We start from the raw sequence: 23143 nt of genomic DNA, 5'->3' as shown, positions 1-23143 counted from the left end.
GCGTTTTAAGGCAAAAGGCGAGCAGGCAGCAGACGCATCAATTGCGTATTGAACCAGGCGACGAACGCCGGTGACGGTGCCGCATCCACCGCAAGGTACCACCAGTGGGCTTGCGCAAAGGCGCGGCACTTCACCGCGTCCTTCTCGGTCATGACCAGCGGCAGTGACGGCGTGAAACTCAGAACCTCAGCGCTGTAGGACGCATGGTCAGCAAAAGCATGGGGTATCGGCAGCCAGTGTAGCGTTTCAAGGGTATTGAAGAAACGTTGCGGGTTACCAATGCCAGCGACAGCGTGGACGCGCTGGCCCAGCGGAAAATGATCCAGAGGCTTGCGCTCGCCGGTTTGCAAATTGACCAGCGCGGTGGGCAGCAGACGGAAGGCAAAACCATCATCACGATCCGAGCCTGCGCCGTTATAAAGAAGCGCATCGACGCTTTGCAAGCGTTCCACCGGCTCGCGCAACGGCCCCGCCGGCAGGCACCGGCGATTGCCCAGGCCTCGGGCCGCGTCGATCAGCACCAGTTCCAGGTCACGGGCCAATCGGTAGTGCTGCAGACCATCGTCGGAAAGAATCAGGTCCAGTGTTTCGCTGGCCAACAGCGCCTGCACGGCGCGACTACGGTCGGGGTCGATCATCAGCGGGACGCCGCTGCGCTGCACGATCAACAGTGGTTCGTCGCCCGAGACCTCGGCGCTGTGGCTAGCTTCAACCCGCCAGGGTAACTGCGGCGGCTTGGCGCCGTAACCGCGGCTGACCACGCCGACCCGCAAACCGCTGCGCTGGCAGTGGTCGATCAACCAGAGAATCAACGGCGTCTTGCCCGTGCCACCGACGGTGATATTACCGACCACCACCAGCGGCACCGGCGACTGATAGATCTCGCCCTCGCCCGCCAGGAAGCGTTCACGCTTGCGCCGCACAACCCGGCGATACAGCCATTCCAGCGGCTGCAAGAGCTTGAGGGCGGGATGGCCGGTGTACCAGGCGCGCAGCAAACGATCAGACATGCTCATCAGGGTTGGCCCGCCGCCTCGACGGTGGTCATGCGCAAATGGCTGAAGCCAAGCTTGCCGGCGGCGTCCATCGCGGTGATCACGGCCTGGTGCTGGGTCTTGCCATCAGCGCTGATGGACAGCGGCAGCTGCGTATCACCGCCGGACTCTTTCTGGAGTGCATCCATCAGGCTGGCCAGATCGTTTTTCTCCAGCAATTGGTTATTCACCGAAAACACTCCATCGACGCTAATGGCGATGTCCAGTTGCTTGGCCTGCGAGTCTGGCGCCGGCGAGCCGCTGACGGCTTCCGGTAGATCGACCCGCAGTTGGGTTTCCCGGGTAAAGGTGGTGGTCACGACAAAAAACAGCAGCAGGATGAACACCACGTCGATCAACGACGCCAGGTTGATATCGACGTTTTCCCGTTGCTTGCGGCGAAATTTCACGCTTTGCCCTCAACCAGATCGACATCACGGTCGCCCTGCACCACTTCCACCAGCTTGATGGCTTCCTGCTCCATGCCCACCACCAGCTCATCGATCCGGCGTTGCAGGAATCGGTGAAAGAACACTGCCGGAATACCGACCATCAGGCCTGCGGCCGTGGTGATCAAGGCCTTGGAGATGCCCCCGGCCAGCACAGCGGCGTTGGTGGTCATGCCAGAGCCCATAAAGGAACTGAAGATATCGATCATCCCCAGCACCGTGCCGAGCAACCCAAGCAGCGGCGCCATGGCGGCGATGGTGCCCAAGGCATTGATGTAGCGCTCCAGTTCATGGATGACCCGGGCAGCAGCTTCTTCGATGCATTCCTTCATGATCTCGCGGCCATGCTTGGAGTTGGCCAGCCCCGCGGCCAGGATCTCGCCCAAGGGGGAGTTGGCCCGCAGCTCCTTGAGCTTGTCCTTGCCCAGTTGCTTGTCCCTGATCCAGCGCCAGACCTGCCCCAGCAGATGGGGCGGGGTCACGCGGCTGGCGCGCAGGGTCCACAAGCGTTCGGCGATGATACCGAGTGCGGCGATGGAGCTCATAATGATCGGCAACATCATCCAGCCGCCGGACTTGACCAATTCCCACACAGTGAACGCCCCTTCGAAAAAGTGCGCCACTTTAGCATATAGGGTTGCGCGCAAGGGCCTACCTGCCCGCGGCCATCATGTCGCAGGCGCCGGTCTTTGGTTACGGTCGATTACCGCTGGCATTGTCGGAACCTCTCGCCAGAACCGGCGCTGGCCGCGAGCGGCTACTGGCTTCTGAAAAGTGCCCAATTGCAGGCGCAGGGCGCCCATTTCGGCACTGTCATAAATGGCACTGCCCAAGGCCCGGTAACGCTCCAGCACCTGAGGATGCGGATGGCCAAACGCGTTGCCGCGACCACGAGAGATCAGTACGGCCTTGGGCACGAGCCGCTGCAATAGAGGCCATGAAGAAGAGCTGCGACTACCATGATGAGGTGCTTGCAGCCAGTCAGTACTGACCGCCAGTGACGTGGCCAGCAGCGCCCTCTCTGCCTCGCGGTCGATATCTCCGGTCAGCAGCAGTCTCTCGCCGTTGGCCACTATCTGCAGCACACAGGATTTCTGGTTGCCGCTGCGGGCATCCGGCCACTGCCATAACTCAAACCTCACCCCATCCCATTCCCATTGCTCACCGCTGACACAAGGTTGAGTACCCAGGAAAGCGGGCAACCCGTTAGTTTCTCCGCCTACCACACGCTTGACGGGTAACCCCTGAGCAACGGCCGCCGCACCACCGGAGTGATCAGCATCGGCATGACTGAGCAGCATCAAGTCCAACTGCGATACACCCATCTTGCGCAGGGAAGGCAACACTACGCGTGCGCCAAGGTCGAACTCGCCAAACCGAGGCCCTGCGTCATACACCAAGGCGTGGTTGCGGGTACGCAGTACGATCGCCAACCCCTGCCCGACATCCAGTTGCACCACATCAACCTGCCCGCTGGGGATCGATTCACGGGGTGGGAACACCGCCAACAGCAGCATCGGCCAGCCCAGCAGGCGAAACGGAACACCTTTGGGCATCAATAACAACACCGCCCCCACCAGGCTCACCAGCCAATACCCGAAAGACACCTCGACAGGGACCCAGGCCGCAAAATGCTCCGCCAACAGCGCCAGGGCCCTGAATAGCCAATCAAGGGTGCCGCCCGCCAGCCACAAGAGGGATTCGCCAATATAAGGCACTGGCAACAAGACCGTACCCAGTAGTGCCAGGGGTAACACCACCACGCTGATCCACGGCACCGCAAACAGATTAGCCAGGGGCGCAGTCAAGCTGATGGGTAAGCCGAGTATCAGCAACAATGGGAACAGACCGATAGCAATCAACCACTGGGCGCGGGTCCAGGCCTGCCAGGCTCGCCAGGGACCCAGCCGCCCGCTGAACGCCAGAACCAGCACCGCCACGGCGGCAAAGGATAACCAGAACCCCGGTTGCAGGCTCGCCAATGGTTCCAGGATCAAGACAGCGTTGAGCGCCAGCAACAGCGGCCACCAGATGCCCAGGTGACGAAACCTCAGGCGCCACAACAATACCAAGCCGACCATCACACAGGCCCGTTGCACCGGCACTTCAAAACCCGCCAGCAAGCCATAGGCCAGTGCTGCGGCGAACGCCAGGACACAAGCCCAGGGCAACCACGGCAATCGTCTCGGCCAACAACCGTAACGGGCCAGCCCGGCGACCAGTCCATAGATCAACCCCGACAACAGCCCGATGTGCTGGCCGGAGATCACCAGCAAATGCACAGTGCCGGTGTCTTGCAATATGCGCCAATCCTCGGGCGCCAACCCGGAACCATCCCCCAGTACCAGTGCAGCCAGCCCTGCTGCACGGCCTTGGGCATCCACGGCCAACAGGCGCTGGCGAATCGTATCGCGCCAGGCATGCCGGGCGGGCGCCAGGCGCTGGCCATCCTTGACCGAACCCGTAGCGCCGATGCGCTGGGCCAATAGCCAGGCTTCATAGTCAAAACCATGGGCATTGAGCAAGCCGGACGGACGCTTGAGGGTGACAGCCAGGCGCCAACGCTCGCCACTGTGAACCGGGGGACCTCCATGCCAGGCCACACGGATGAGCTTGGGCAGCTTGTCCTTGCGCGACCGGCTATCGCTCAGTTCAAAGCGCACTACGTCGCCATTTTGTTGCGGCAGCCCGGTGACGCGACCTTCCAGCCAACGAGTCTGGCCATCCAGTTTCTGTGCAAGCCGGTCATCCAGCGCCCACTGTGCGCTGAAGCTGGCCCAACTCAACCCCAGCAGAAAAAAAGCCAATGGATACGTGCGAAATGGCAGTAGCATCAACGCCAGGACCAGCAGGACCAGCAGCCAGCCAACCGGCGGCAACGCCGGCAAGAACCGCAAGGCAAGTAGCCCCAACGCGAGCGCGAACATCCCTGTGCGCATGAGTCATTCCTTGAAAGTGACCCATTGAGTCTTAGCCAAACCGGCTACGCGGAGTATGATTTTTTGTCACAAAGTCTGAATTTCCCGTTCATGGAATACGGGCATACTTGCCCCTCGAACTGACCTGGACCCCTTATGCCACGGCGCTTATTCAAACGGTACATGCCCGACCCGACCAGCATCAGGGAACACAAATCCTTACGCTTTCTTGGCACGCTGCTGCATGACCCAAACCTTTGGCACCTCAATCGGCACTCTGTGGCCCGGGCCATGGCCGTGGGCCTGTTTGCCGCGTTTATCCCCATTCCCTTGCAGATGTTGCTGGCCGCGGTCCTGTCCATTGCCGTGCGCGGCAATATGCCGCTCGCCGTCAGTCTTGTTTGGCTGACCAACCCGATTACTATGCCAGTGGTGTTCTTCTGCACCTACATGACCGGTACTTGGCTGATGAACGTACCGCCCCGCGGCCTTCCCGACGAGTTGACCTGGGAATGGATCAGCGGGCAGTTATCGACGCTTTGGCAACCGTTTCTGCTGGGCTCGGTGGTGTTGGGGTTGGTACTGGGAGCGTTGGCCTATTGTTTGACCATGGTCTATTGGCGGTGGTGGGTTGGCCGGCAGTGGAAAAAGCGCAAACAGCGCAACCTGTAGCCAGGCAACGATCTCTCCTCGATTCGCTCGCAACCCCTGCACCGTCATCGAGTTTCAATGGCTCGTTCTTCGTCTCGCATATTCATTTTGCAAGATTCCCGGCCCTGCGAATGGCTACACTGCGCAAGTGTCGCGAGCCGGACGCCCGCGAAGAATTTCGATCACAATGTGGTAGCAGGAGAGTGGCGTGTTTAGACGAATGGGGATAAAAGGCCGCGTACTGTTGCTGACATTATTACCTACCAGCTTGATGGCATTACTGCTGGGTGGTTATTTCACCTGGATGCAACTGTCGGAGCTGCAAACCCAGCTGCTCAATCGCGGCGAGATGATTGCCGAGCAACTGGCGCCACTAGTGGCACCGGCGTTGGGTAACAAGAATACCGACTTGCTGGAGCGCATTGCCACCCATTACCTGGAGCAACCCGACGTACGAGCCGTGTCTTTCCTGGCGCCGGACCGCTCGCCCCTGGCCCATGCCGGCCCGACCATGCTCAATCAGCCGCCCATCGGTAACAGTTCCCACCTGCTACAGCGTACCGGCAATGACGCTACCCGTTATCTGCTGCCGGTCTTTGGCCGCCATCGCAACCTCGCCGGCGAGCTGATCCCTGATGAATCCGATCGCCTGCTGGGCTGGGTCGAGTTGGAACTGTCCCACAACGGCATGCTGCTGCGTGGCTATCGCAGCCTGTTCGCCAGCCTGCTGCTGATCGCCATTGGCCTGATCTGCACCGCCTCGTTGGCCCTGCGCATAAGCCGCACGATCACCTCGCCCATCGGCCAGATCAAGCAAGCGGTGGCGCAACTCAAGGACGGCAACCTGGAAACCCGCTTGCCACCTTTGGGCAGCCAGGAGCTGGACCAACTGGCGTCGGGCATCAACCGCATGGCCGAGACCCTGCAAAACGCCCAGGAAGAACTGCAGCACAGTATCGACCAGGCCACTGAAGACGTGCGGCAGAACCTGGAAACCATCGAAATCCAGAACATCGAACTCGACCTGGCCCGCAAGGAAGCCCTGGAAGCCAGCCGCATCAAATCGGAATTCCTCGCCAACATGAGCCATGAAATCCGCACGCCACTCAACGGCATTCTCGGCTTCACCCACCTGCTGCAGAAAAGCGAGCTATCGCCCCGTCAGCTGGACTATTTGGGCACCATCGAAAAATCCGCCGACAACCTGCTGGGCATCATCAACGAAATTCTCGACTTCTCGAAAATCGAAGCCGGCAAGCTGGTGCTCGACAGCATCCCCTTCAACCTGCGAGACCTGATGCAGGACACCTTGACCATCCTCGCCCCGGCCGCCCACGCCAAGCAGCTGGAACTGGTAAGCCTGGTCTATCGCGATACGCCGCTATCCCTGGTGGGCGACCCGCTGCGCCTCAAACAGATCCTCACCAACCTGGTCAGCAACGCCATCAAGTTCACTCGCGAAGGCACCATCGTCGCCCGCGCCATGCTTGAAGACGAACAGGAGGACAGCGTGCAACTGCGCATCAGCGTCCAGGACACCGGAATCGGCTTGTCCAGCCAGGACGTACGGGCGCTTTTCCAGGCGTTCAGCCAGGCCGACAACTCACTGTCACGACAGCCGGGCGGCACCGGTCTGGGGTTGGTGATTTCCAAGCGCCTGATCGAACAGATGGGCGGCGAGATTGGCGTCGACAGCACGCCAGGCGAAGGCTCGGATTTCTGGATCAGCCTGAACCTGCCAAAAACCCGCGACGATGTCGAAGACCTGCCCTCTGCGCCTTTGCTGGGCCGCCGTGTCGCGGTACTGGAAAATCACGAACTGGCACGCCAGGCCCTGCAACACCAGTTGGAAGACTGCGGCCTGGAAGTCACGCCGTTCAACACCCTGGAGAGCCTGACCAACGGCATCACCAGCGCCCACCAAACTGAGCAGGCGATTGACTTGGCGGTATTGGGCGTCACCGCCAATGACATTCCGCCGGAGCGCCTGAACCAGCACCTCTGGGACCTCGAACACCTGGGCTGCAAAGTGCTGGTGCTGTGCCCGACCACCGAGCAGATGCTGTTCAACCTGTCGGTGCCCAACCCTAACAGTCAGTTGCAGGCCAAACCGGCCTGCACCCGCAAGCTGCGTCGTGCCCTGTCCGACCTGATCAGCCCGCGTCCTTTACGCAGCGAACCCGGCGAGCCGTTGTCCAGCCGTGCCCCAAGGGTGCTGTGTGTCGACGACAACCCGGCGAACCTGTTGCTGGTGCAGACACTGCTGGAGGATATGGGCGCAAAGGTCCAGGCAGTGGACAGCGGTTATACCGCCATCGAGGCGGTAAAAAAGGAAACCTTCGACCTGGTGCTGATGGACGTGCAGATGCCAGGCATGGACGGTCGCCAGAGCACCGAGGCGATTCGACAATGGGAAAGCGAGCGCCACGGCACGCCGCTGCCGATCGTCGCCCTTACCGCCCACGCCATGGCCAACGAAAAACGCGCCTTGCTGCAAAGCGGCATGGATGACTACCTGACCAAGCCCATCAGCGAACGGCAACTGGCCCAGGTGGTGTTGAAGTGGACCGGCCTGGCCTTGCGCAATCAAGGCCCGGAACGGAGCGCCGACGGTATCGGCCAGGCCGTGCAACTGCTGGTTCTGGACCACGAGGAAGGCTTACGCCTGGCGGCCGGCAAGGCGGACCTGGCGGCGGATATGCTCGCCATGTTGCTCGCGTCCCTGGAGGCCGACCGCGAAGCCATTCGTATCGCCCGTGATGCCAACGACAACCATGCCCTGATCGAACGCGTCCACCGTCTGCACGGCGCGACCCGCTACTGCGGCGTACCGCAATTGCGGGCGACCTGCCAACGGGCCGAGACCCTGCTTAAGCAGGGCGACGCCAAGGCCATGGCGGCTCTAGATGAGCTGGACATGGCGATTGCACGGCTGGCCAGTGAGGCCCGGGTCAGCACCTAAACCCTATCAATAAAGGAACAATTTGATGCGCGTCATCCTCTTCAGCAGCCAGACCTACGACCGCGACAGTTTTCTTGGCGCGTCGTTGCCGGCAGGCATGGAGCTGCAATTTCAGCCCGCTCGATTAAACCTCGACACCGTGGCTCTGGCCGACAACCACGAAGTGGTCTGTGCCTTCATCAACGACGATCTCAGTGCCCCGGTGCTGGAACATCTGGCCGCAGGCGGTACGCGACTGATTGCCCTGCGCTCGGCCGGTTACAACCATGTCGACCTGACTGCCGCCAAACGCCTGGGCCTGACCATCGTGCGGGTACCTGCCTACTCGCCCCATGCGGTGGCCGAACATGCCGTCGCCCTGATCCTGGCCCTCAACCGCTGCCTGCACCGCGCCTACAACCGTACCCGCGACGGCGATTTCAGTTTGCATGGCCTGACCGGCTTCGACCTAGTGGGCAAGACCGTCGGCGTGGTCGGCACCGGGCAGATCGGCGCCACCTTCGCCAAAATCATGAACGGCTTCGGCTGCACGCTATTGGCCTACGACCCGTACCCCAACCCACAGGTCGAAGCCCTCGGCGCCCGTTACATGAGCCTTCAGGAGTTGCTGGCCCAGGCACAAATCATCAGCCTGCATTGCCCGCTGACCAGTGAAAGCAAACACCTGATCAATGTGCAGTCCCTGGCCCATATGCAGCCCGGCGCCATGCTGATCAACACCGGACGCGGTGGGCTAGTAGACACACCGGCGCTGATCGAAGCCCTCAAGGATGGGCAATTGGGTTACCTGGGGCTGGATGTTTACGAAGAAGAGGCGCAGCTGTTTTTCGAAGACCGTTCGGACTTGCCGCTGCAAGACGATGTGCTCGCGCGCTTGTTGACCTTCCCCAACGTGATCATCACCGCTCACCAGGCGTTCCTGACCCAGGAAGCACTGGCATCGATTGCCGGAACCACCCTGGCCAATATCACGGCGTGGGCGGACGATCGGCCGCAAAACCAGGTGCAAGGCTGATCAGCGGTCACATACCGGGTCCATGATGGGCTGCGGCCCGTGATAGGATGCCGCGCCTATTTGGAGGATCCATGGCCGAACACGATTTCCGCTTCAGCTTGCTGAGCCCGCAACACACCCTGATCGAATGCCGCGCCCTGGTGCCGGGCCGTTATCAAGTCACCGGCAACGGCGGCTCGATCAAGAACGGCGATGTCCTGATCGTCACCCTGCGCGGCAGTAAAACCTTGTCGATGCGCCTGACTGTCGAAGGTGACGCCCGCTACTCCATCAGTCCGGCCGGCCAATGGGTCGCCATGGCCCAGGGCCCGAAGTTTGGCGAACTGGAGATCCACACTTGGAAAGCCAACTGCGACAGCTGCGACAGCTGCGACACGGTGTTGGAGTTTGAGTTCGCGGTAGAAACCAAGCTGACCAAGGCGCCGCTGCAACCGGCCGCCAACGCGCGGATCACCGAGTTGGGCTGGACCACTGACGGCGACAAACACCGCTGCCCGAAATGCCAGAAGGCCGTTCAATGAAGGCCTTGCTTGTGCTCGCCGTCCTGGGTGCAGGCCTCGCGGGCTGCGCCGGTGAACCCGTCAAGCTCAAGCAGGACCACAGCTACGTGCTGGAGTGGATCGGCGAACGGCCGCTGATGGATTACGCGCATCTAACCGTGACCCTCGGCTCTGACGGCCGGGCCTACGGTAATGGCGGCTGCAACCATTGGTTTGCGCCCTACACTCTGGACGGTGACAAGCTCAGCTTCGGCAAGGTCGGCAGCACACGCAAGCTGTGCCCTGAAGCATTGATGGAGCAGGAACACCGCTTCTTCAAGGCCCTAGAAACCGTCGAGCGCTGGGATATTTCGCCCATCGAGCAAACCCGTTTCTGGCCAGTTGAAGGCAAACCTTTGCGGTTATGGCTGGAAGAAGGCTGAAAGACCTGCAGGAGCCGGTTAACCGGCTCCGACATTAATCAGCCACGCAACGCCTTCAACTTCGCCAACACCCCTTCTGCCGTCTGCTCACCCATCAACTGTTCACGCACCTTGCCCTTGTCATCGATGATGTAGGTCACCGGCAAGGCTTCGCTGCGCGGAATGTCGAATATCCCGTCCGGGTTCTGCGCCAGCACGGTGAACTTGATGCCCAGTTTGTCACTGGCGCTCTTGAGTTCTTCGCCCTGCACATTATCGAAGTTGACCCCGAACACCCCCGCCGACTGGCCTTTGAGCTGCTCGGCCAAGGCATTCAGCTCGGGAATCTCGGTGCGGCACGGGCCACACCATTCTGCCCAGTAGTTGATGACCAGCCATTGCTTGTCCAAGCGCTCGGACGCCACTTTCTGGCCGTATTGGTCAACGCCATAGTCATTGCCGCAGCCGCTGAGCAGCAGGGTTGTGATGATCGCCAATGCACCGATCAGTCGCCTTGTCATGGGTAATCCTTCGCAAAAGTGAACGTTGGCTGCGGCCTATCGCCTCTCAAGGTTCAGGACTGGGCGCAGCGCGGGTAGAATACCCGCCACCTTACGCAAGATGCGACCCGCACATGACCGATCTGACGCTTTATCACAACCCGCGCTGCTCGAAATCCCGCGGTGCGCTCGAACTGTTGCAAGCCCGCGGCCTGACGCCGACCGTAGTGCGCTACCTGGAAACTCCGCTGGACGCCTCGCAATTGCAGGCATTGCTGGGCAAGCTGGGCATCCGCGCCCGGCAACTGCTGCGCACCGGCGAAGATGAGTACAAGGCCCTCAACCTGGCTGACGCCAGCCTCAGCGAAGCCCAGTTGATTGCCGCCATCGCTGCTCATCCCAAGCTGATGGAACGGCCGATCCTGGAAACCGCTGACAAGGCTGTGATCGGCCGTCCGCCGGAAAAAATCCTGGAGATTCTGCCGTGAGCGCGCCGTACGTACTGGTGCTGTATTACAGCCGCAACGGCTCGGTCAGTGAAATGGCCCGGCAGATTGCCCGGGGCATCGAGCAAGGTGGGCTGGAAGCGCGGTTGCGCACCGTGCCGGCAATCTCCACCGAATGCGAAGCCGTGGCGCCGAGCATTCCGGCCGAAGGCGCGTTGTACGCCAGCCTCGATGACCTGAAAAACTGCTCGGGCCTGGCGCTGGGCAGCCCGACCCGCTTTGGCAACATGGCGGCACCGCTGAAGTACTTTCTCGATGGCACCAGCAACCTGTGGCTGACCGGTGCCCTCGTCGGCAAACCGGCTGGCGTCTTCACCTCCACCGCCAGCCTGCACGGCGGCCAGGAAACCACGCTGATGTCGATGCTGTTGCCGCTGTTGCACCACGGCATGCTGATCACCGGCCTGCCCTACAGCGAACAGGCATTGCTCGACACCCAGGGCGGCGGCACCCCTTACGGCGCCAGCCATCATTCCGGTGCCGACGGCAAGCGTGCCCTCGATCAACATGAGATCGCCCTGTGCCGAGCTCTTGGCCTGCGCCTGGCGAAAACCGCCTTGAAACTGGAGAGTGGCCGTGGCCAAGAAGCCTAAAGTCCTGCCGCCCCAAGCCTGGCTGGAACCTCGGGTCAGAGTGACGCGGGTACTGAGCCTGGTGAGTTTCCTCGGCCTGATCGGCTTGCTGTGCGCCTATTATCTGGTGTTTGCCGACCTTCACGGCGCCCGGCCCTGGGTGATACTGCTGATCGAACTGGTGCCGTTGCTGTTGCTGGCGCCGGGCATGATCGTAGGCAGCGCTCGCGGGCATTCATGGATGTGTTTTGTGGTGAACCTGTATTTCATCAAAGGCGCATTGGCCGCCTACGATCCGAACCGGCATTGGTTCGGTGTGCTGGAAATGCTGGCGAGCCTGGCGGTGTTCTGCACGGCGCTGCTGTATGTGCGCTGGCGATTCCAGCTGGATCGGCGGTTGTCGGGGGAAGGTCAGCCGGCCTGATGGAATTGTCGGGCTGAAGAGGCTTTTTGTAGCGAGGGGGCTTGCCCCCTCGCCACAGTGTCAGTGGTTGACTGTGTAGGCCAACATCATCGACAACTGACACATCGGCCGCCCACTCTCCGCGTGCCACTGGTTGAACGCGTCCTGCACCGTTGCCAGGTCTCGCAGGCTGGTGGGCACCTTGTCGACGATCTTCTGCGCACTCAACGCCGCCACCACGTCATAGCTCGGCACGAAGGTGTCCTTGCCGACCATGCGCAAAAAGCGCGGTGCCGACAGCCCGCCCAACTGGTGGCCGTGCTTGCTCAAATACTTCCACAGGCCAACGATATCGGTCACTGGCCACTCGGCGATCAACTCGCCAAAGCTGCCCTTCTCTTTCTCGATATCCAGAATCATCTGCGCATTGCGCGGCACGCTCTTAAGTTTGCCCAGGTGGCGGATGATTCGCGTGTCCTGCATCAGCCGCTCAAGGTGCTCGGCCCCCATCAGCACCACTTTTTCCGGGTCGAAACCAAAGAACACCTGCTCGAACGCTGGCCACTTGGCGTCCACTACGCTGTGTTTGAGCCCGGCGCGGAACACCCGCAGCGACAAGGTCGACAGGTAGCGGTCATCGCTGATCTCGCGCAATTGCGCCGGGGTCTTGGGGACAGGCAGATGGGCTTCCAGTTCGGCCGCCGAACCGAAACGGTTCAGACAGTATTCGTGCAGCCACTTGTAATCGCGCATGCCCTCTCCTAAGAATTGAAATGAAAACGGCGCCCGCAAGCGCCGTCAATCAGAGCGTTGAAAATGCTCAGAGATTCACTACGTTGACGAAGCGCGAAGCGGCGCTTTCGTCGATCCGCAGGCTGGTGAAGTCGAACAGGTTGCGGTCGGCCAGTTGCGACGGCTGCACGTTCTGCAAACTGCGGAAGATGCTATCAATGCGCCCCGGCGTCTTACGCTCCCAATCCTGAAGCATGTCCTTGACCACCTGGCGTTGCAGGTTTTCCTGGGAGCCGCAGAGGTTGCAGGGAATGATCGGGAATTGCTTGAAGTCGGAGTAAGCCTGGATGTCCATCTCGTTGCAATACGCCAGCGGGCGAATCACCACGTTGCGCCCGTCATCGGCCCGCAGCTTGGGCGGCATGGCCTTGAGGGAACCGTTGAAGAACATGTTGAGAAAGAAGGTTTCGACGATGTCATCACGGTGATGACCGAGGGCCATCTTGGTCGCGCCTATCTCGTCGGCAAAGGTATAGAGCGTGCCACGGCGCAGGCGTGAACACAGTGAACAGGTGGTCTTGCCTTCCGGGATCAGTTCCTTGACCAGCGAATAGGTGTCTTTCTCGACGATGTGGTACTCGACCCCCAGTGTCTTGAAGTAGGCCGGCAGCACTTCCTCGGGAAAACCAGGCTGTTTCTGGTCCATGTTCACGGCAACGATGTCGAACGTGATCGGTGCGACCTTTTGCAGGTGCAGCAACACGTCGAGCAGGGTGTAGCTGTCCTTGCCACCGGACAGGCAGACCATGACCTTGTCGCCCTCCTCGATCATGTTGAAATCGGCGACTGCTTCACCGACCTGGCGACGCAGGCGTTTTTGCAATTTGTTCTGGTTGACCGTAAGAGTGCCCATGGCGCTTGGACCCGTTAAAGGAGTGTGACGAAAAGCGGGGTATTTTACGCAAAAATCCAGACACAGTGGCGAGCGGGCTTGTGTGGCGAGCCATTTACAGAAGTCATTGCGATTAACCCCTGTGTTTACAGCGCGATTTGCTCTAAAGCCTCACACTTTTTCCGGTCATCACTTCCTATACTCCGACATAAGGTCGCGCACATATATCCAGACCTTTCAGGCCAATTGGCCCGTGGGCGCTCCGCTGGGGGGCGATGGTAATAACGACAGGAGTGACTGGCATGATCCATCACGTCGTGGGACTTTTCACCCACCCCGATAAGGAATGGCGGGAAATTCGTGGCGATAAAGAAGAAAGCATCAGCCACATGTACCTCACTCACACGCTGATTCTCGCGGCGATCCCCGCCGTAGCAGCCTTTATCGGTACCACCCAGGTCGGCTGGGTCATCGGCAATCGGTCCCCGGTCATGCTGACCCAGGAAAGCGCGCTGTGGATGACCATCATGTCGTACCTGGCGATGCTCGGCGGCGTTGCGGTGATGGGCGCCTTCATTCATTGGATGGCGCGCACCTACGACGCCAACCCGAGCATGGCGCGCTGCGTGGCGTTTGCCACCTACACCGCGACACCGCTGTTTGTCGGCGGGCTGGCGGCGCTCTACCCGCATATGTGGCTGGGGATGGTCGTCGGCACGACCGCCATCAGCTACACGGTGTACCTGCTGTATGTCGGGTTGCCGACCTTCATGAACATCAACCCGGACGAAGGCTTTCTGTTCTCCAGCTCGGTGCTGGCCGTGGGCCTGGTGGTGCTGGTGGCGATCATGGCCTTTACCGTGATCGTCTGGGGCCTGGGCGTCGGCCCGATCTACACCAGCTAGCCCACTCCAAATCGCAGGAAAAGCCACCGCAAGGTGGCTTTGTGCGTTCTGCCTGACCATTCGGCGCCTGACAGATTCGGAAACACCCAGGTTTGCGGCATACTGGGCGTCTCTGGAGATATGTACAGCATGCCCGAGCAACTCAATACCCGCGTCGAAGATTGTTTCCAACAAGCCGAATCCTTTTTCAAACGAAGCTTCAAACGCCCCCACGTCAGCCTCAAGCTGCGTGGCCAGAAGGCCGGTGTCGCGCATTTGCACGAGAACCTGTTGCGCTTCAACCCGCAGCTGTACCGGGAAAATAGCGAAGACTTCCTCAAGCAGACCGTCGCCCATGAAGTGGCGCACCTGATTGCCCACCAATTATTCGGCGAGCGCATCCAGCCCCATGGCGAGGAATGGCAGTTGATCATGCGCGGGGTCTACGAACTGCCGCCCAACCGCTGCCACACCTATGAGATCCAGCGGCGCCGGGTAACCCGGTATATCTACCGCTGCCCTTGTGCGGGCAGTGATTTCCCGTTTTCGTCCCAGCGCCATGGGCTGGTGAGTCAGGGGCGGCGGTATTTGTGCCGGCGGTGTCGGGAGACGTTGGTGTTTACCGGGGAAACTCGGGTGGAGTGAGGTAGTGAGGTGCCTGCGATGACCATAGGTATCTACACATCTCTTGAGGTTGCTGATGGCTGGGGGGGCAGGTTCTAGGGGGGCTGTTGAGTACATATCCGTTGTTGCGGTAACGGCTGCTGGCGGTTTCGCTCTTACAGCGACTCACTTTCGAAAGGCGCGAAAGTAAGCAAAGCGCTCCTGCCCTACCTATCGGCGCCCCGCTGTGGCTCGGCGTACCCGAACGAAGGCATTGCTCCGTGGGCCGCCGCGATGGGCCATCCCTGGCCCAGCGCGGCTAAACCGGCATCCTTGCCGGTTTACCCACTGCCCAACACCTGCGTTCGGCCTCTGGTTTTATGGGCAGGCAGATCAAGAGCGAGATCAAAAGCAGAGCAAAGCCAGTGACAATCCGCTTTTCTGTGGGGGCTGGCTTGCCTGCGATGGGCTCACAGGCACCGCATTCATCCAGGAAGCCCGTGTCATCGTTAACGACCATCGCGAGCAAGCTCGCTCCTACAGTAGTGGGCAGTAGATCCGCTCTTGCTTCTCACCACTCAGGTCGGCTACCAGGCCGCCGTGCTTTTGATCTTGATCTTGATCTAAGGCGCCCCGTTAACCACGATGGCTGAACGCAGGCATTGATCCGTGGGTAAACCGGCAGGACGCCGGTTTAGCCGCGCTGGGCCAAGGATGGCCCATCGCGGCGGCCCACGGAGCAATGCCGGAGTGAGGGCATGCCGAGCCTAAGCGAGGCACCAAGTGGTGGGGCAAGAGCCTTTGGTTACTTTGGGCTTTTCAAAGTGACACGCCGTAAGGGCGTAACCCTAATCCGCCCTGACCAAAATAACGGATATGTACCCAACCCAGCCACAGCCCACAACCCCAGAATCCTGCCCGCAACAATATGTAGATACTCATACCGCAATAACGGCAGGCCAGCCCCTAACCCACCACCTTGGCACCCCGCAATTGTGCAATCCGCGCGGCGCTGAACCCCAACTCCCCCAACACCTCATCACTGTGGGCTCCAAGCGCTACCCCAATATGCCTGGGCGCCGGCAACCCTTCTGAAAACTTCAACGGACAGGCCATTTGCGCCTGACTGGAACCATCCCCCCATGGCACTTGACTGACCAGATCCCGAGCCTTGAGCTGTGGATGTTTCAACGCTTCACCAAGGCTGAGAACCGGTTCGACACAAGCATCCACCCCCGCAAACAACCCACACAACTCCTCAAAGCTGCGCTTCTCAAACTCGACCTGCAGTGCCTGCTTAAGCGCGTTCTGCTGCTCAGGCTTGGGCGACAACCCCTGGGGCGCCAGTTCCGGACACCCGAGGGCCGCACACAACTGCTGCATAAAACCTGGCTCCAGACTGCCCACCGACAGCCAGCGCCCGTCCCGCGAGCGATAGTAATCGTAAAAACTGCCGCCATTGAGCATCTGGTCTTCTCGCGCAGGCTCCACACCACAAGCCAGGTAACCGGCACCGGCCATGGCGTTAAGGCTGAAGGCGCAGTCGGTCATGCTCACGTCCAGGTACTGACCCACCCCGCTCTGCTGCCTGGCGATGACCGCCGCCAGCAGCCCGATCACCGCGTGCAATGAGCCGCCACCGACGTCCGCCAGTTGAACGCCCAACGGCAACGGCCCACTGTCCTGGCGCCCGGTGTAGCTGGCGACCCCTGCCAGGGCGAGGTAGTTGATGTCGTGGCCGGCGCGATCCTTGTAGGGGCCGGTCTGGCCGTAGCCGGTGATGGAAACGTAGATCAGCTTCGGATTGATGGCCTTCAAGGCCTCGTACCCCAGGCCCAGACGGTCCATGACGCCAGGGCGAAACTGCTCCAGAACGATGTCGTAGTCCTTCACCAACTGCCGGACGATCTCCAGCGCCTCGGCCTGCTTGAGGTCCAGGGCCAGGCTGCGTTTGTTGCGATTGAGGTAGGCGTGGCTGGCCGATATTCCCCGATCATGGGGCGGCAACACCCGCAGCAAATCCATACGCGTGGGGGATTCGATACGCAGCACTTCGGCGCCCATGTCCGCCAGCAGCAATGAAGCAAACGGGCCAGGCAGCAAGGTGGAGAAATCCAGCACTTTGAGGGACGCCAAGGGACCTGACATGGGAACTCCGATTCCGATTCGATTGGGCACAGAGTAGGCAGGCTTGGGGGTAAGCGGCAATTACATAAACCATCATCGACAGTGACCGTTGTGATTTCAGGGACTGCTGCGCAGCCCAACGGGAGCAAGCTCCCTCTCCACAAAAAAAACCCATCCGAAGATGGGTTTTTCATGAGCGGTGCAGTGTTACTTGACGCCAGATGGTGTCGGGCCTTCAGCCACACCCAGGTCGTCTTCTTCACGGGTGTCGGAGATGCCGCGACCACCGGAAGCCAACTCGGTTTGCAGGGTATCTTCGTCCAGTTCCTTGACCCACTTGGCAACTACCAGGGTAGCTACGGCGTTACCGACCAGGTTGGTCAGTGCGCGGGCTTCGGACATGAAGCGGTCGATACCCAGGATCAGCGCCAGGCCGGCAACCGGCAGGTGGCCAACAGCCGACAGGGTGGCGGCCAGTACGATGAAACCACTACCAGTCACGCCTGCAGCGCCCTTGGAGGACAGCAGCAACACCAGCAACAGAGTGATCTGGTGGGTGATGTCCATGTGAGTGTCAGTCGCCTGGGCGATGAACACGGCAGCCATGGTCAGGTAGATCGAAGTACCGTCGAGGTTGAAGGAGTAGCCAGTCGGGATAACCAGACCTACTACCGACTTCTTCGCCCCCAGGCGCTCCATCTTGATCAGCATGCGTGGCAGGGCCGATTCCGAGGAGGAAGTACCCAGTACGATCAGCAGTTCTTCACGGATGTAGCGGATCAGTTTCAGTACGCTGAAACCGTGGGCGCGGCAGATGCCGCCCAATACCACCAGGACGAACAACAGGCAGGTGATGTAGAAACAGATCATCAACTGGCCCAACTGCACCAGCGAACCTACGCCGTAGGCACCGATGGTGAACGCCATGGCGCCCAGGGCACCGATTGGCGCGAGCTTCATGATCATGTTGATGATGTTGAACATCACGTGGGCGAAGCGATCGATGAAGTCCAGGACCGGCTTGCCGTAGGCACCCAGGCGATGCAGGGCGAAACCGAAGATCACCGAGAACATCAGCACTTGCAGGATATCGCCGTTGGCGAAGGCGCCGACGATGGTGTTCGGAATGACGTTGAGGATAAAGCCGACGATGCTCTGGTCTTTACCGGCAGTGACGTAGGCCGCCACTTTGGAAGCGTCCAGGGTCGCTACGTCGATGTGCATGCCGGCGCCCGGTTGCACGACGTTGACTACGATCAGGCCGATCAGCAGGGCGATGGTGGAAACGACTTCGAAGTACAGCAGCGCGTAGCCGCCGGTTTTGCCGACCGATTTCATGTTCTGCATGCCAGCGATACCGCTGACGACTGTACAGAAGATGATCGGTGCGATGACCATTTTGATCAGTTTGATAAAGCCGTCACCCAGTGGCTTGAGGGCCACACCGGTCTGCGGGTAGAAGTGACCGAGCAGGATGCCGATAACGATGGCAACGATCACCTGGAAATACAGGCTTTTATAGAACGGCTGACGAGTCGTCATTGCAAAGTTTCCTCAAGAGCCTCGTGTGGCAAATATCCGCCATTGCCCACGACACTTGAATTGCGAACCCTCCTGCACTGGAGGGATTTGTTTTGGCGAGCTGCGCTGGGCAGATCTGCGTTTCCTATCGCAAACGCCATGCCACTTTGCTAAAAGCAGCTAAAGGCCTTTAGGCATAAGGCCCTGTGGTTTTCGGGCTCCATTCAAACGTTGGTACAGGTGGCGGATTTCCGCCCACTGCCCGAGCCTCGTCCTACAATTTGGCGGATATCCGCCTTGTCGCTTCTCTGTACGATGGCTACCATCCGCCACTTAATGGACGAGGCCCCTTCATGCGTGAACGTACCATTGCCAGTCACTATGCCCGTGCCGCCTTGGGTGGTGCGCACCGGGCCGGCTACGATTACTCGGGGTTGTTGCAGCAACTGGGCATCACCCCCGAACTACTTAGCGAACCTCGCGCCCGTATCGCGCCGGAACAATTCACCCGCCTGTTGCAGATGCTGTGGCTGGCGCTGGACGACGAATACCTGGGCTTCGCCGATGGCCCGAGCAAACGCGGCACCTTCGCCATGATGTGCCATGCGCTGATCCACTGCCGCACCCTGGAGAAGGCTCTGGAACGCGGCTTGTTATTTTATGGCCTATTCCCGCAAGGGCCGCGCTGGCACCTGACACGGGAAGGCGATATGGCCCGCTTGAGCCTGGACGATTCTCAACTGTGGGACCCGGATCACTTTTTGAGTGAGTGCCTACTGGTGATCTGGCACCGCCTCGGCAGTTGGCTGATCGGCCAGCGTATTCGCCTGGAGCAGGCAACGTTCAGCTACCCGATGCCGGCCCACAGTGGCGAATACGATTTGCTGTTCCCCTGCCCCCACGTATTTGCCGCACCTGTCAGCAGCCTGGTGTTCCACAGCCGCTACCTGAGCCTGCCGCTGTTGCAGGACGAGCGCACCCTCAAGTATTTCCTGGAGCGTTCACCCGCCGACCTGCTGTCACGCCCGGACGAAGGCGACAGCTTGAGCAGCCAGTTGCGCCGTTTGTTGAGTCGCGACCGCACGCCCTGGCCGGACCTGGAAGCGGTCGCCCAGCATTTGCATATCAGCCCGCAAACACTGCGCCGGCATTTACGCGAAGAAGGCACCAGCTTTCAGGCGCTCAAGGATGAACTGCGCCGAGATATTGCGATTTTTCATCTGGGTCGAGCGGATTTGTCACTGCAGGAGATCGCCGAGCAACTGGGGTTTTCCGAGCCGTCGGCGTTTCATCGGGCGTTCAAAAAGTGGACGGGGCTGACGCCGGGCGCTTATAGAGCGCAAGAAAGCTAAGGCCGAACACTGTCCTGAGATAATAGTGATTAATGTGGCGAGGGAGCTTGCTCTCTCACCACAGAAAACTCACTGACCATAGAAGTATTTAGACTGCCGGAAAGTGGATCTTGAACGCCGCCCCTCCCAAGGGTGAATCCCCCAGGGTCAGCCGCGCGCCGTAGCTTTCGATGATGTCCTTGACCACTGCCAACCCGATCCCCTGCCCCGGATGCTGACGGTCCAGCCGCTCGCCCCTTTGCAGAATCCGCGCACGCTGGTCCGGCGGTACTCCGGGGCCGTCGTCTTCAATGCACAACTGGGTGCCTTCGAGGCTTTCATACAGGGTGATGCGCACTTCGCTCAGGCACAGGCGGTAGGCGTTTTCCAGCAGGTTGCCGAGTAATTCGAGTAGGGCGCCCTGCTCGATGGGCACGTCGCATTCGTCCGGCAGGTCAAAGGACACCCGCACGCGCTTGTCGCGGTAGACCTTGTCCAGGGTGTCGCACAGGCTTTGCAGCACCGGCCGCAACCGTACCTGATGGCGCACCAGGCCGCTTTTGCGCAGGCTGGCGCGCTGCAACTGGTAGCTGATTTGCTGGCTCATGCGCTCGATCTGCGATTGCAGCACCCAGGCTTGCTCGCGGTCCTCTGGGCGCTGGGCCATGTCTTCGCTCACGCCCTGCAACACCGCCAGCGGGGTTTTCAGGCTGTGGGCCAGGTCGTCGAGGGAGTCGCGGTAACGGGTGCGCTGCTCACGCTCGCTGTGGAGCAAACGGTTGAGGGAGCCGGTCAGCCGAAGCAGCTCCCGCGGGTGTTGTTCACTGAGGCTTTCGCGGGTGCCGCCTTCGATCTCGTCCAGTTCCTGGCTCAGGCGGCGCAGGGCTTGTAGGCCCCAGGTCAGGCCGAGCCAGAGCAGGGTCAGCAGCACCAGCAAGGCGGCACCGAAGCCCAAGTAGAGGTTTTCCCGCAGGCCTTCGAGGGTTAGTTGGTATTCGCGCACCGGTTGCAGGGCGACAATACTGAATGCCGCGCTCTTGCCCCCCAGCAGCTTGACCTCGACGTCATAGACAAAAAATTCCTGGTCGTTGGCCTCGCGAATTTTCGCGAACTCGTTGCCGCGCCCGTCGTAGCGCGGCGTGTAGTTGATGTTTTCTTCCTGGGTCGCCCGCGAGCGCCAGACCAGGTGGCCTTCACGGTCATAGATGTAGCCCAGCAGGCGGCTGTCGGTGAGGTTGAAGCGCTCGTCCGGCAATTGCGCCGGCATCTGCAGGCGGTTGTTTTCGACCCGCGCCGCAGAGATCAGCGTCGTCACGTCTGACGCCAGGCGCTGTTCGATAGCGTCCTGCAAGGCCAGGCTGAACGCGCCCTGCATGGCCGGTAGCAACGCCAGCATAAACAGGACGGCCAGGGTAGCGGCCGCCAGCATCAGGCGCACACGTAACGAGCGAATCAACGGCAGCGCTCGTTAAACAGGTAGCCCAGGCCTCGCACGGTGTCGATCGGCTTGAATCCCGCAGGCCCTTCCAGCTTGCGGCGCAGGCGGCCCACCAGCACTTCGATCACGTTTGGATCGCGCTCGTCGTCATCGGGGTAGAGCTGCTCCATCAAGCGGTCCTTGGCCACCACTTGTTGATGGTGACGCATCAGGTATTCGAGGATTCGGTACTCATAGGCGGTCAGCGCCAGGGGTTGTTCGTCGAGGGAAGCCTGTTTGCGATTGAGGTCCAGCAGCAAAGGGCCCGCAACAATGGTCGACTGGGTAAACCCGCTGGAACGACGCAACAATGCATTCATCCGTGCTTCCAGCTCTTCGAACTGGAACGGCTTGACCACGTAGTCGTCGGCGCCGGCTGCCAGGCCTTCGACCTTGTCCTGCCAGTTGCCGCGCGCGGTGAGAATCAGGATCGGGAAGGTCTTGGCCTGGGTGCGCAACTGGCGGATCAGGTCCAGGCCGCCCATGCCCGGCAGGCCCAGGTCGATGATCGCCAGGTCATGGTTGAATTGCCCGGTCTGGTACAACGCTTCTTCGGCATTGGCCACGGCTTCAACCACGTGACCGCTGTCGGTGAGTCGGGTCAGCAAGTGATGACGCAGCAGCGCCTCATCTTCGACAACCAGCAGTTTCATAAAGCTCTCCAAGGCAAATCAACGTTCCAGCCAGGTACATCATAGCGGCCCTGCAAGTCTTGCTGGCGCAGTTTAACGCCGTTAAAACGGGCAGATATGTTTTCGTAGTCCCAGACTACGCAGACGCCCCTGAACTGCTCCTGAACACTCTCTGAATCTGGGCTGAACCGGATCGCCCAGTCTGTAACACGTCGGTTAAGTCGAGCCTGCTCCAGGCTACCCATGCTCGCGGTAACCGGTGCAAAATACCCGGTATGAATCCGCTCCCCGCCTGCTGCACCCCACTCGACGCCCATTGGCCGCTGCCCGTCCCCTTGCCGGGTACGGTATTTCTGAGCACCCGCTTCGATCCGACATTGCTGGTCGCCGGCGACTTCCAGCGCTGCGCCGTGCCGCCCCCGGCCAGCATCCAGCGTTCGGTAGCCAAGCGTCAGGCCGAGTTTCTCGCCGGGCGGCTATGTGCCCGTGCTGCCTTGCAACAGCTTGAAGGGCTGGACTGCATTCCAGCCATTGGCGAAGATCGAGCGCCGGTATGGCCGGGCCATATCAGTGGCTCGATCACTCACAGCACCGGCCACGCGGCGGCCATCGTCGCGCATAAGGCGCAGTGGCGCGGGCTGGGGATGGATCTGGAGAATGTGCTGGCGCTGGAGCGAGCCGAACGCCTGGCAGGGGAAATCCTCACGCCAAATGAGTTGCAGCGCATGGCCGCAGGGCCTCGGGAACAGATTGCGCAACTGGTGACCCTGACCTTTTCGGCCAAGGAGAGCTTGTTCAAGGCGCTCTACCCCATCGTGCAAAAGCGCTTCTACTTTGAACATGCCGAGCTTTTGGATTGGTCTGAGACAGGCCATGCGCGATTGCGGTTGCTGACGGACCTGTCCAGCGAGTGGCGTCACGGCAGCGAGTTGGATGCGCAGTTTGCCGTGCATGAGGGGCAGTTGTTGAGCCTGGTGGCGATCAACGCCTGACAGATCCCTGTGGCAAGCGGGCTTGTCGGATAGCCACAAGG

The 23143-nt window shown here is 60.6% G+C and carries 23 protein-coding genes; 12 read left to right on the top strand and 11 right to left on the bottom strand.

Going from position 1 to position 23143, the window contains the following annotated elements; genetic code table 11:
- Positions 1-5 precede the first annotated feature (5 nt).
- The 4 genes from lpxK to ACZRKZ_RS02935 form a co-directional block, all read right to left on the bottom strand.
- Positions 6-1016, bottom strand: coding sequence for a tetraacyldisaccharide 4'-kinase (lpxK, locus tag ACZRKZ_RS02950; protein ID WP_463980658.1), 1011 nt, complete (start codon positions 1014-1016; stop codon positions 6-8).
- Positions 1016-1444 (bottom strand): ExbD/TolR family protein, encoded by a 429-nt coding sequence (locus ACZRKZ_RS02945; protein ID WP_463968387.1) that lies wholly within the window; start codon positions 1442-1444, stop codon positions 1016-1018. The genes lpxK and ACZRKZ_RS02945 overlap by 1 nt, the downstream gene beginning before the upstream one ends.
- Positions 1441-2076: a MotA/TolQ/ExbB proton channel family protein gene (locus ACZRKZ_RS02940; RefSeq protein WP_178114498.1), complete on the bottom strand. Its 636-nt coding sequence runs from the start codon at positions 2074-2076 to the stop codon at positions 1441-1443. Before ACZRKZ_RS02940 ends, ACZRKZ_RS02945 begins: the two co-directional genes overlap by 4 nt.
- A gap of 75 nt (positions 2077-2151) precedes the next feature.
- Positions 2152-4422 carry a DNA internalization-related competence protein ComEC/Rec2 gene (locus ACZRKZ_RS02935; RefSeq protein WP_463980657.1) on the bottom strand — a complete coding sequence of 757 codons (2271 nt, stop codon included), beginning with the start codon at positions 4420-4422 and terminating at the stop codon, positions 2152-2154.
- Between the two features lie 135 nt (positions 4423-4557).
- On the opposite strand from ACZRKZ_RS02935, the gene ACZRKZ_RS02930 reads away from it, so the two are divergent.
- The 5 genes from ACZRKZ_RS02930 (at position 4558) to ACZRKZ_RS02910 (ending at position 9951) form a co-directional block, all read left to right on the top strand.
- Positions 4558-5073, top strand: coding sequence for a DUF2062 domain-containing protein (locus tag ACZRKZ_RS02930; protein ID WP_463968385.1), 516 nt, complete (start codon positions 4558-4560; stop codon positions 5071-5073).
- 199 nt (positions 5074-5272) lie between these two features.
- On the top strand, positions 5273-8014 hold the full coding sequence (locus ACZRKZ_RS02925; RefSeq protein WP_463980874.1) for a response regulator: 2742 nt from the start codon (positions 5273-5275) through the stop codon (positions 8012-8014).
- Between the two features lie 25 nt (positions 8015-8039).
- Positions 8040-9029, top strand: a complete 990-nt coding sequence (locus tag ACZRKZ_RS02920; protein ID WP_463980656.1) for a 2-hydroxyacid dehydrogenase — start codon at positions 8040-8042, stop codon at positions 9027-9029.
- Positions 9030-9100: 71 nt separating this feature from the next.
- On the top strand, positions 9101-9550 hold the full coding sequence (locus ACZRKZ_RS02915; RefSeq protein WP_463980655.1) for a hypothetical protein: 450 nt from the start codon (positions 9101-9103) through the stop codon (positions 9548-9550).
- Positions 9547-9951, top strand: coding sequence for an META domain-containing protein (locus ACZRKZ_RS02910; protein WP_463980654.1), 405 nt, complete (start codon positions 9547-9549; stop codon positions 9949-9951). Before ACZRKZ_RS02915 ends, ACZRKZ_RS02910 begins: the two co-directional genes overlap by 4 nt.
- A 38-nt stretch (positions 9952-9989) precedes the next feature.
- Here the strand turns inward: ACZRKZ_RS02910 and ACZRKZ_RS02905 are convergent, their stop codons facing one another.
- Positions 9990-10451 carry a TlpA disulfide reductase family protein gene (locus tag ACZRKZ_RS02905; RefSeq protein WP_149413523.1) on the bottom strand — a complete coding sequence of 154 codons (462 nt, stop codon included), beginning with the start codon at positions 10449-10451 and terminating at the stop codon, positions 9990-9992.
- A gap of 113 nt (positions 10452-10564) precedes the next feature.
- Between ACZRKZ_RS02905 and arsC the strand changes: the two genes are divergently transcribed.
- From arsC to ACZRKZ_RS02890, 3 genes are read left to right on the top strand one after another with little or no spacing between them, the layout of a single operon-like run.
- Positions 10565-10918, top strand: coding sequence for an arsenate reductase (glutaredoxin) (gene arsC / locus ACZRKZ_RS02900; protein WP_463968381.1), 354 nt, complete (start codon positions 10565-10567; stop codon positions 10916-10918).
- Complete coding sequence (gene wrbA / locus ACZRKZ_RS02895; protein WP_463980653.1) at positions 10915-11529, top strand: NAD(P)H:quinone oxidoreductase; 615 nt, start codon at positions 10915-10917, stop codon at positions 11527-11529. Before arsC ends, wrbA begins: the two co-directional genes overlap by 4 nt.
- On the top strand, positions 11513-11932 hold the full coding sequence (locus tag ACZRKZ_RS02890) for a DUF2069 domain-containing protein (RefSeq protein WP_463980652.1): 420 nt from the start codon (positions 11513-11515) through the stop codon (positions 11930-11932). Before wrbA ends, ACZRKZ_RS02890 begins: the two co-directional genes overlap by 17 nt.
- A gap of 60 nt (positions 11933-11992) precedes the next feature.
- On the opposite strand, the gene ACZRKZ_RS02885 is transcribed toward ACZRKZ_RS02890, so the two are convergent.
- Together ACZRKZ_RS02885 and ttcA are read right to left on the bottom strand one after the other, a co-directional pair.
- Positions 11993-12664, bottom strand: a complete 672-nt coding sequence (locus ACZRKZ_RS02885; RefSeq protein ID WP_463980651.1) for a DNA-3-methyladenine glycosylase I — start codon at positions 12662-12664, stop codon at positions 11993-11995.
- 67 nt (positions 12665-12731) lie between these two features.
- Entirely contained in the window at positions 12732-13556 is an 825-nt protein-coding gene (gene ttcA, locus ACZRKZ_RS02880) for a tRNA 2-thiocytidine(32) synthetase TtcA (protein ID WP_463980650.1), read from the bottom strand.
- 281 nt (positions 13557-13837) lie between these two features.
- Here ttcA and ACZRKZ_RS02875 point away from each other — a divergent pair, with 281 nt between their 5' ends.
- Together ACZRKZ_RS02875 and ACZRKZ_RS02870 are read left to right on the top strand one after the other, a co-directional pair.
- Positions 13838-14440 (top strand): Yip1 family protein, encoded by a 603-nt coding sequence (locus tag ACZRKZ_RS02875; protein ID WP_463968376.1) that lies wholly within the window; start codon positions 13838-13840, stop codon positions 14438-14440.
- 129 nt (positions 14441-14569) lie between these two features.
- The gene (locus ACZRKZ_RS02870; RefSeq protein ID WP_133099214.1) at positions 14570-15064 is read left to right on the top strand and encodes a SprT family zinc-dependent metalloprotease; all 495 of its coding nucleotides are present in this window, start codon (positions 14570-14572) and stop codon (positions 15062-15064) included.
- 924 nt (positions 15065-15988) lie between these two features.
- Here the strand turns inward: ACZRKZ_RS02870 and ACZRKZ_RS02865 are convergent.
- Together ACZRKZ_RS02865 and ACZRKZ_RS02860 are read right to left on the bottom strand one after the other, a co-directional pair.
- Complete coding sequence (locus tag ACZRKZ_RS02865; protein WP_463980649.1) at positions 15989-17170, bottom strand: CaiB/BaiF CoA transferase family protein; 1182 nt, start codon at positions 17168-17170, stop codon at positions 15989-15991.
- Between the two features lie 186 nt (positions 17171-17356).
- Positions 17357-18691 (bottom strand): dicarboxylate/amino acid:cation symporter, encoded by a 1335-nt coding sequence (locus ACZRKZ_RS02860; protein ID WP_463968374.1) that lies wholly within the window; start codon positions 18689-18691, stop codon positions 17357-17359.
- Positions 18692-19023: 332 nt separating this feature from the next.
- Here ACZRKZ_RS02860 and ACZRKZ_RS02855 point away from each other — a divergent pair, with 332 nt between their 5' ends.
- Positions 19024-20022 carry an AraC family transcriptional regulator gene (locus tag ACZRKZ_RS02855; RefSeq protein ID WP_463968373.1) on the top strand — a complete coding sequence of 333 codons (999 nt, stop codon included), beginning with the start codon at positions 19024-19026 and terminating at the stop codon, positions 20020-20022.
- Positions 20023-20110: 88 nt separating this feature from the next.
- Here ACZRKZ_RS02855 and ACZRKZ_RS02850 read toward each other — a convergent pair whose 3' ends face one another.
- Both ACZRKZ_RS02850 and ACZRKZ_RS02845 read right to left on the bottom strand, forming a co-directional pair.
- A complete protein-coding gene (locus ACZRKZ_RS02850; protein WP_463980648.1) occupies positions 20111-21457 on the bottom strand; it encodes an ATP-binding protein in 1347 nt (448 codons plus the stop codon).
- Positions 21454-22131, bottom strand: a complete 678-nt coding sequence (locus ACZRKZ_RS02845; RefSeq protein ID WP_016973689.1) for a response regulator transcription factor — start codon at positions 22129-22131, stop codon at positions 21454-21456. Before ACZRKZ_RS02845 ends, ACZRKZ_RS02850 begins: the two co-directional genes overlap by 4 nt.
- Positions 22132-22385: 254 nt before the next feature.
- Here ACZRKZ_RS02845 and ACZRKZ_RS02840 point away from each other — a divergent pair, with 254 nt between their 5' ends.
- On the top strand, positions 22386-23102 hold the full coding sequence (locus tag ACZRKZ_RS02840; RefSeq protein ID WP_463980647.1) for a 4'-phosphopantetheinyl transferase family protein: 717 nt from the start codon (positions 22386-22388) through the stop codon (positions 23100-23102).
- The last annotated feature ends 41 nt before the right edge of the window (positions 23103-23143 follow it).

It is taken from the genome of Pseudomonas sp. c313, from assembly GCF_055407145.1.
Note: the sequence above shows the minus strand (reverse complement) of the source record. Positions and strands in the feature narration are given on the sequence as shown.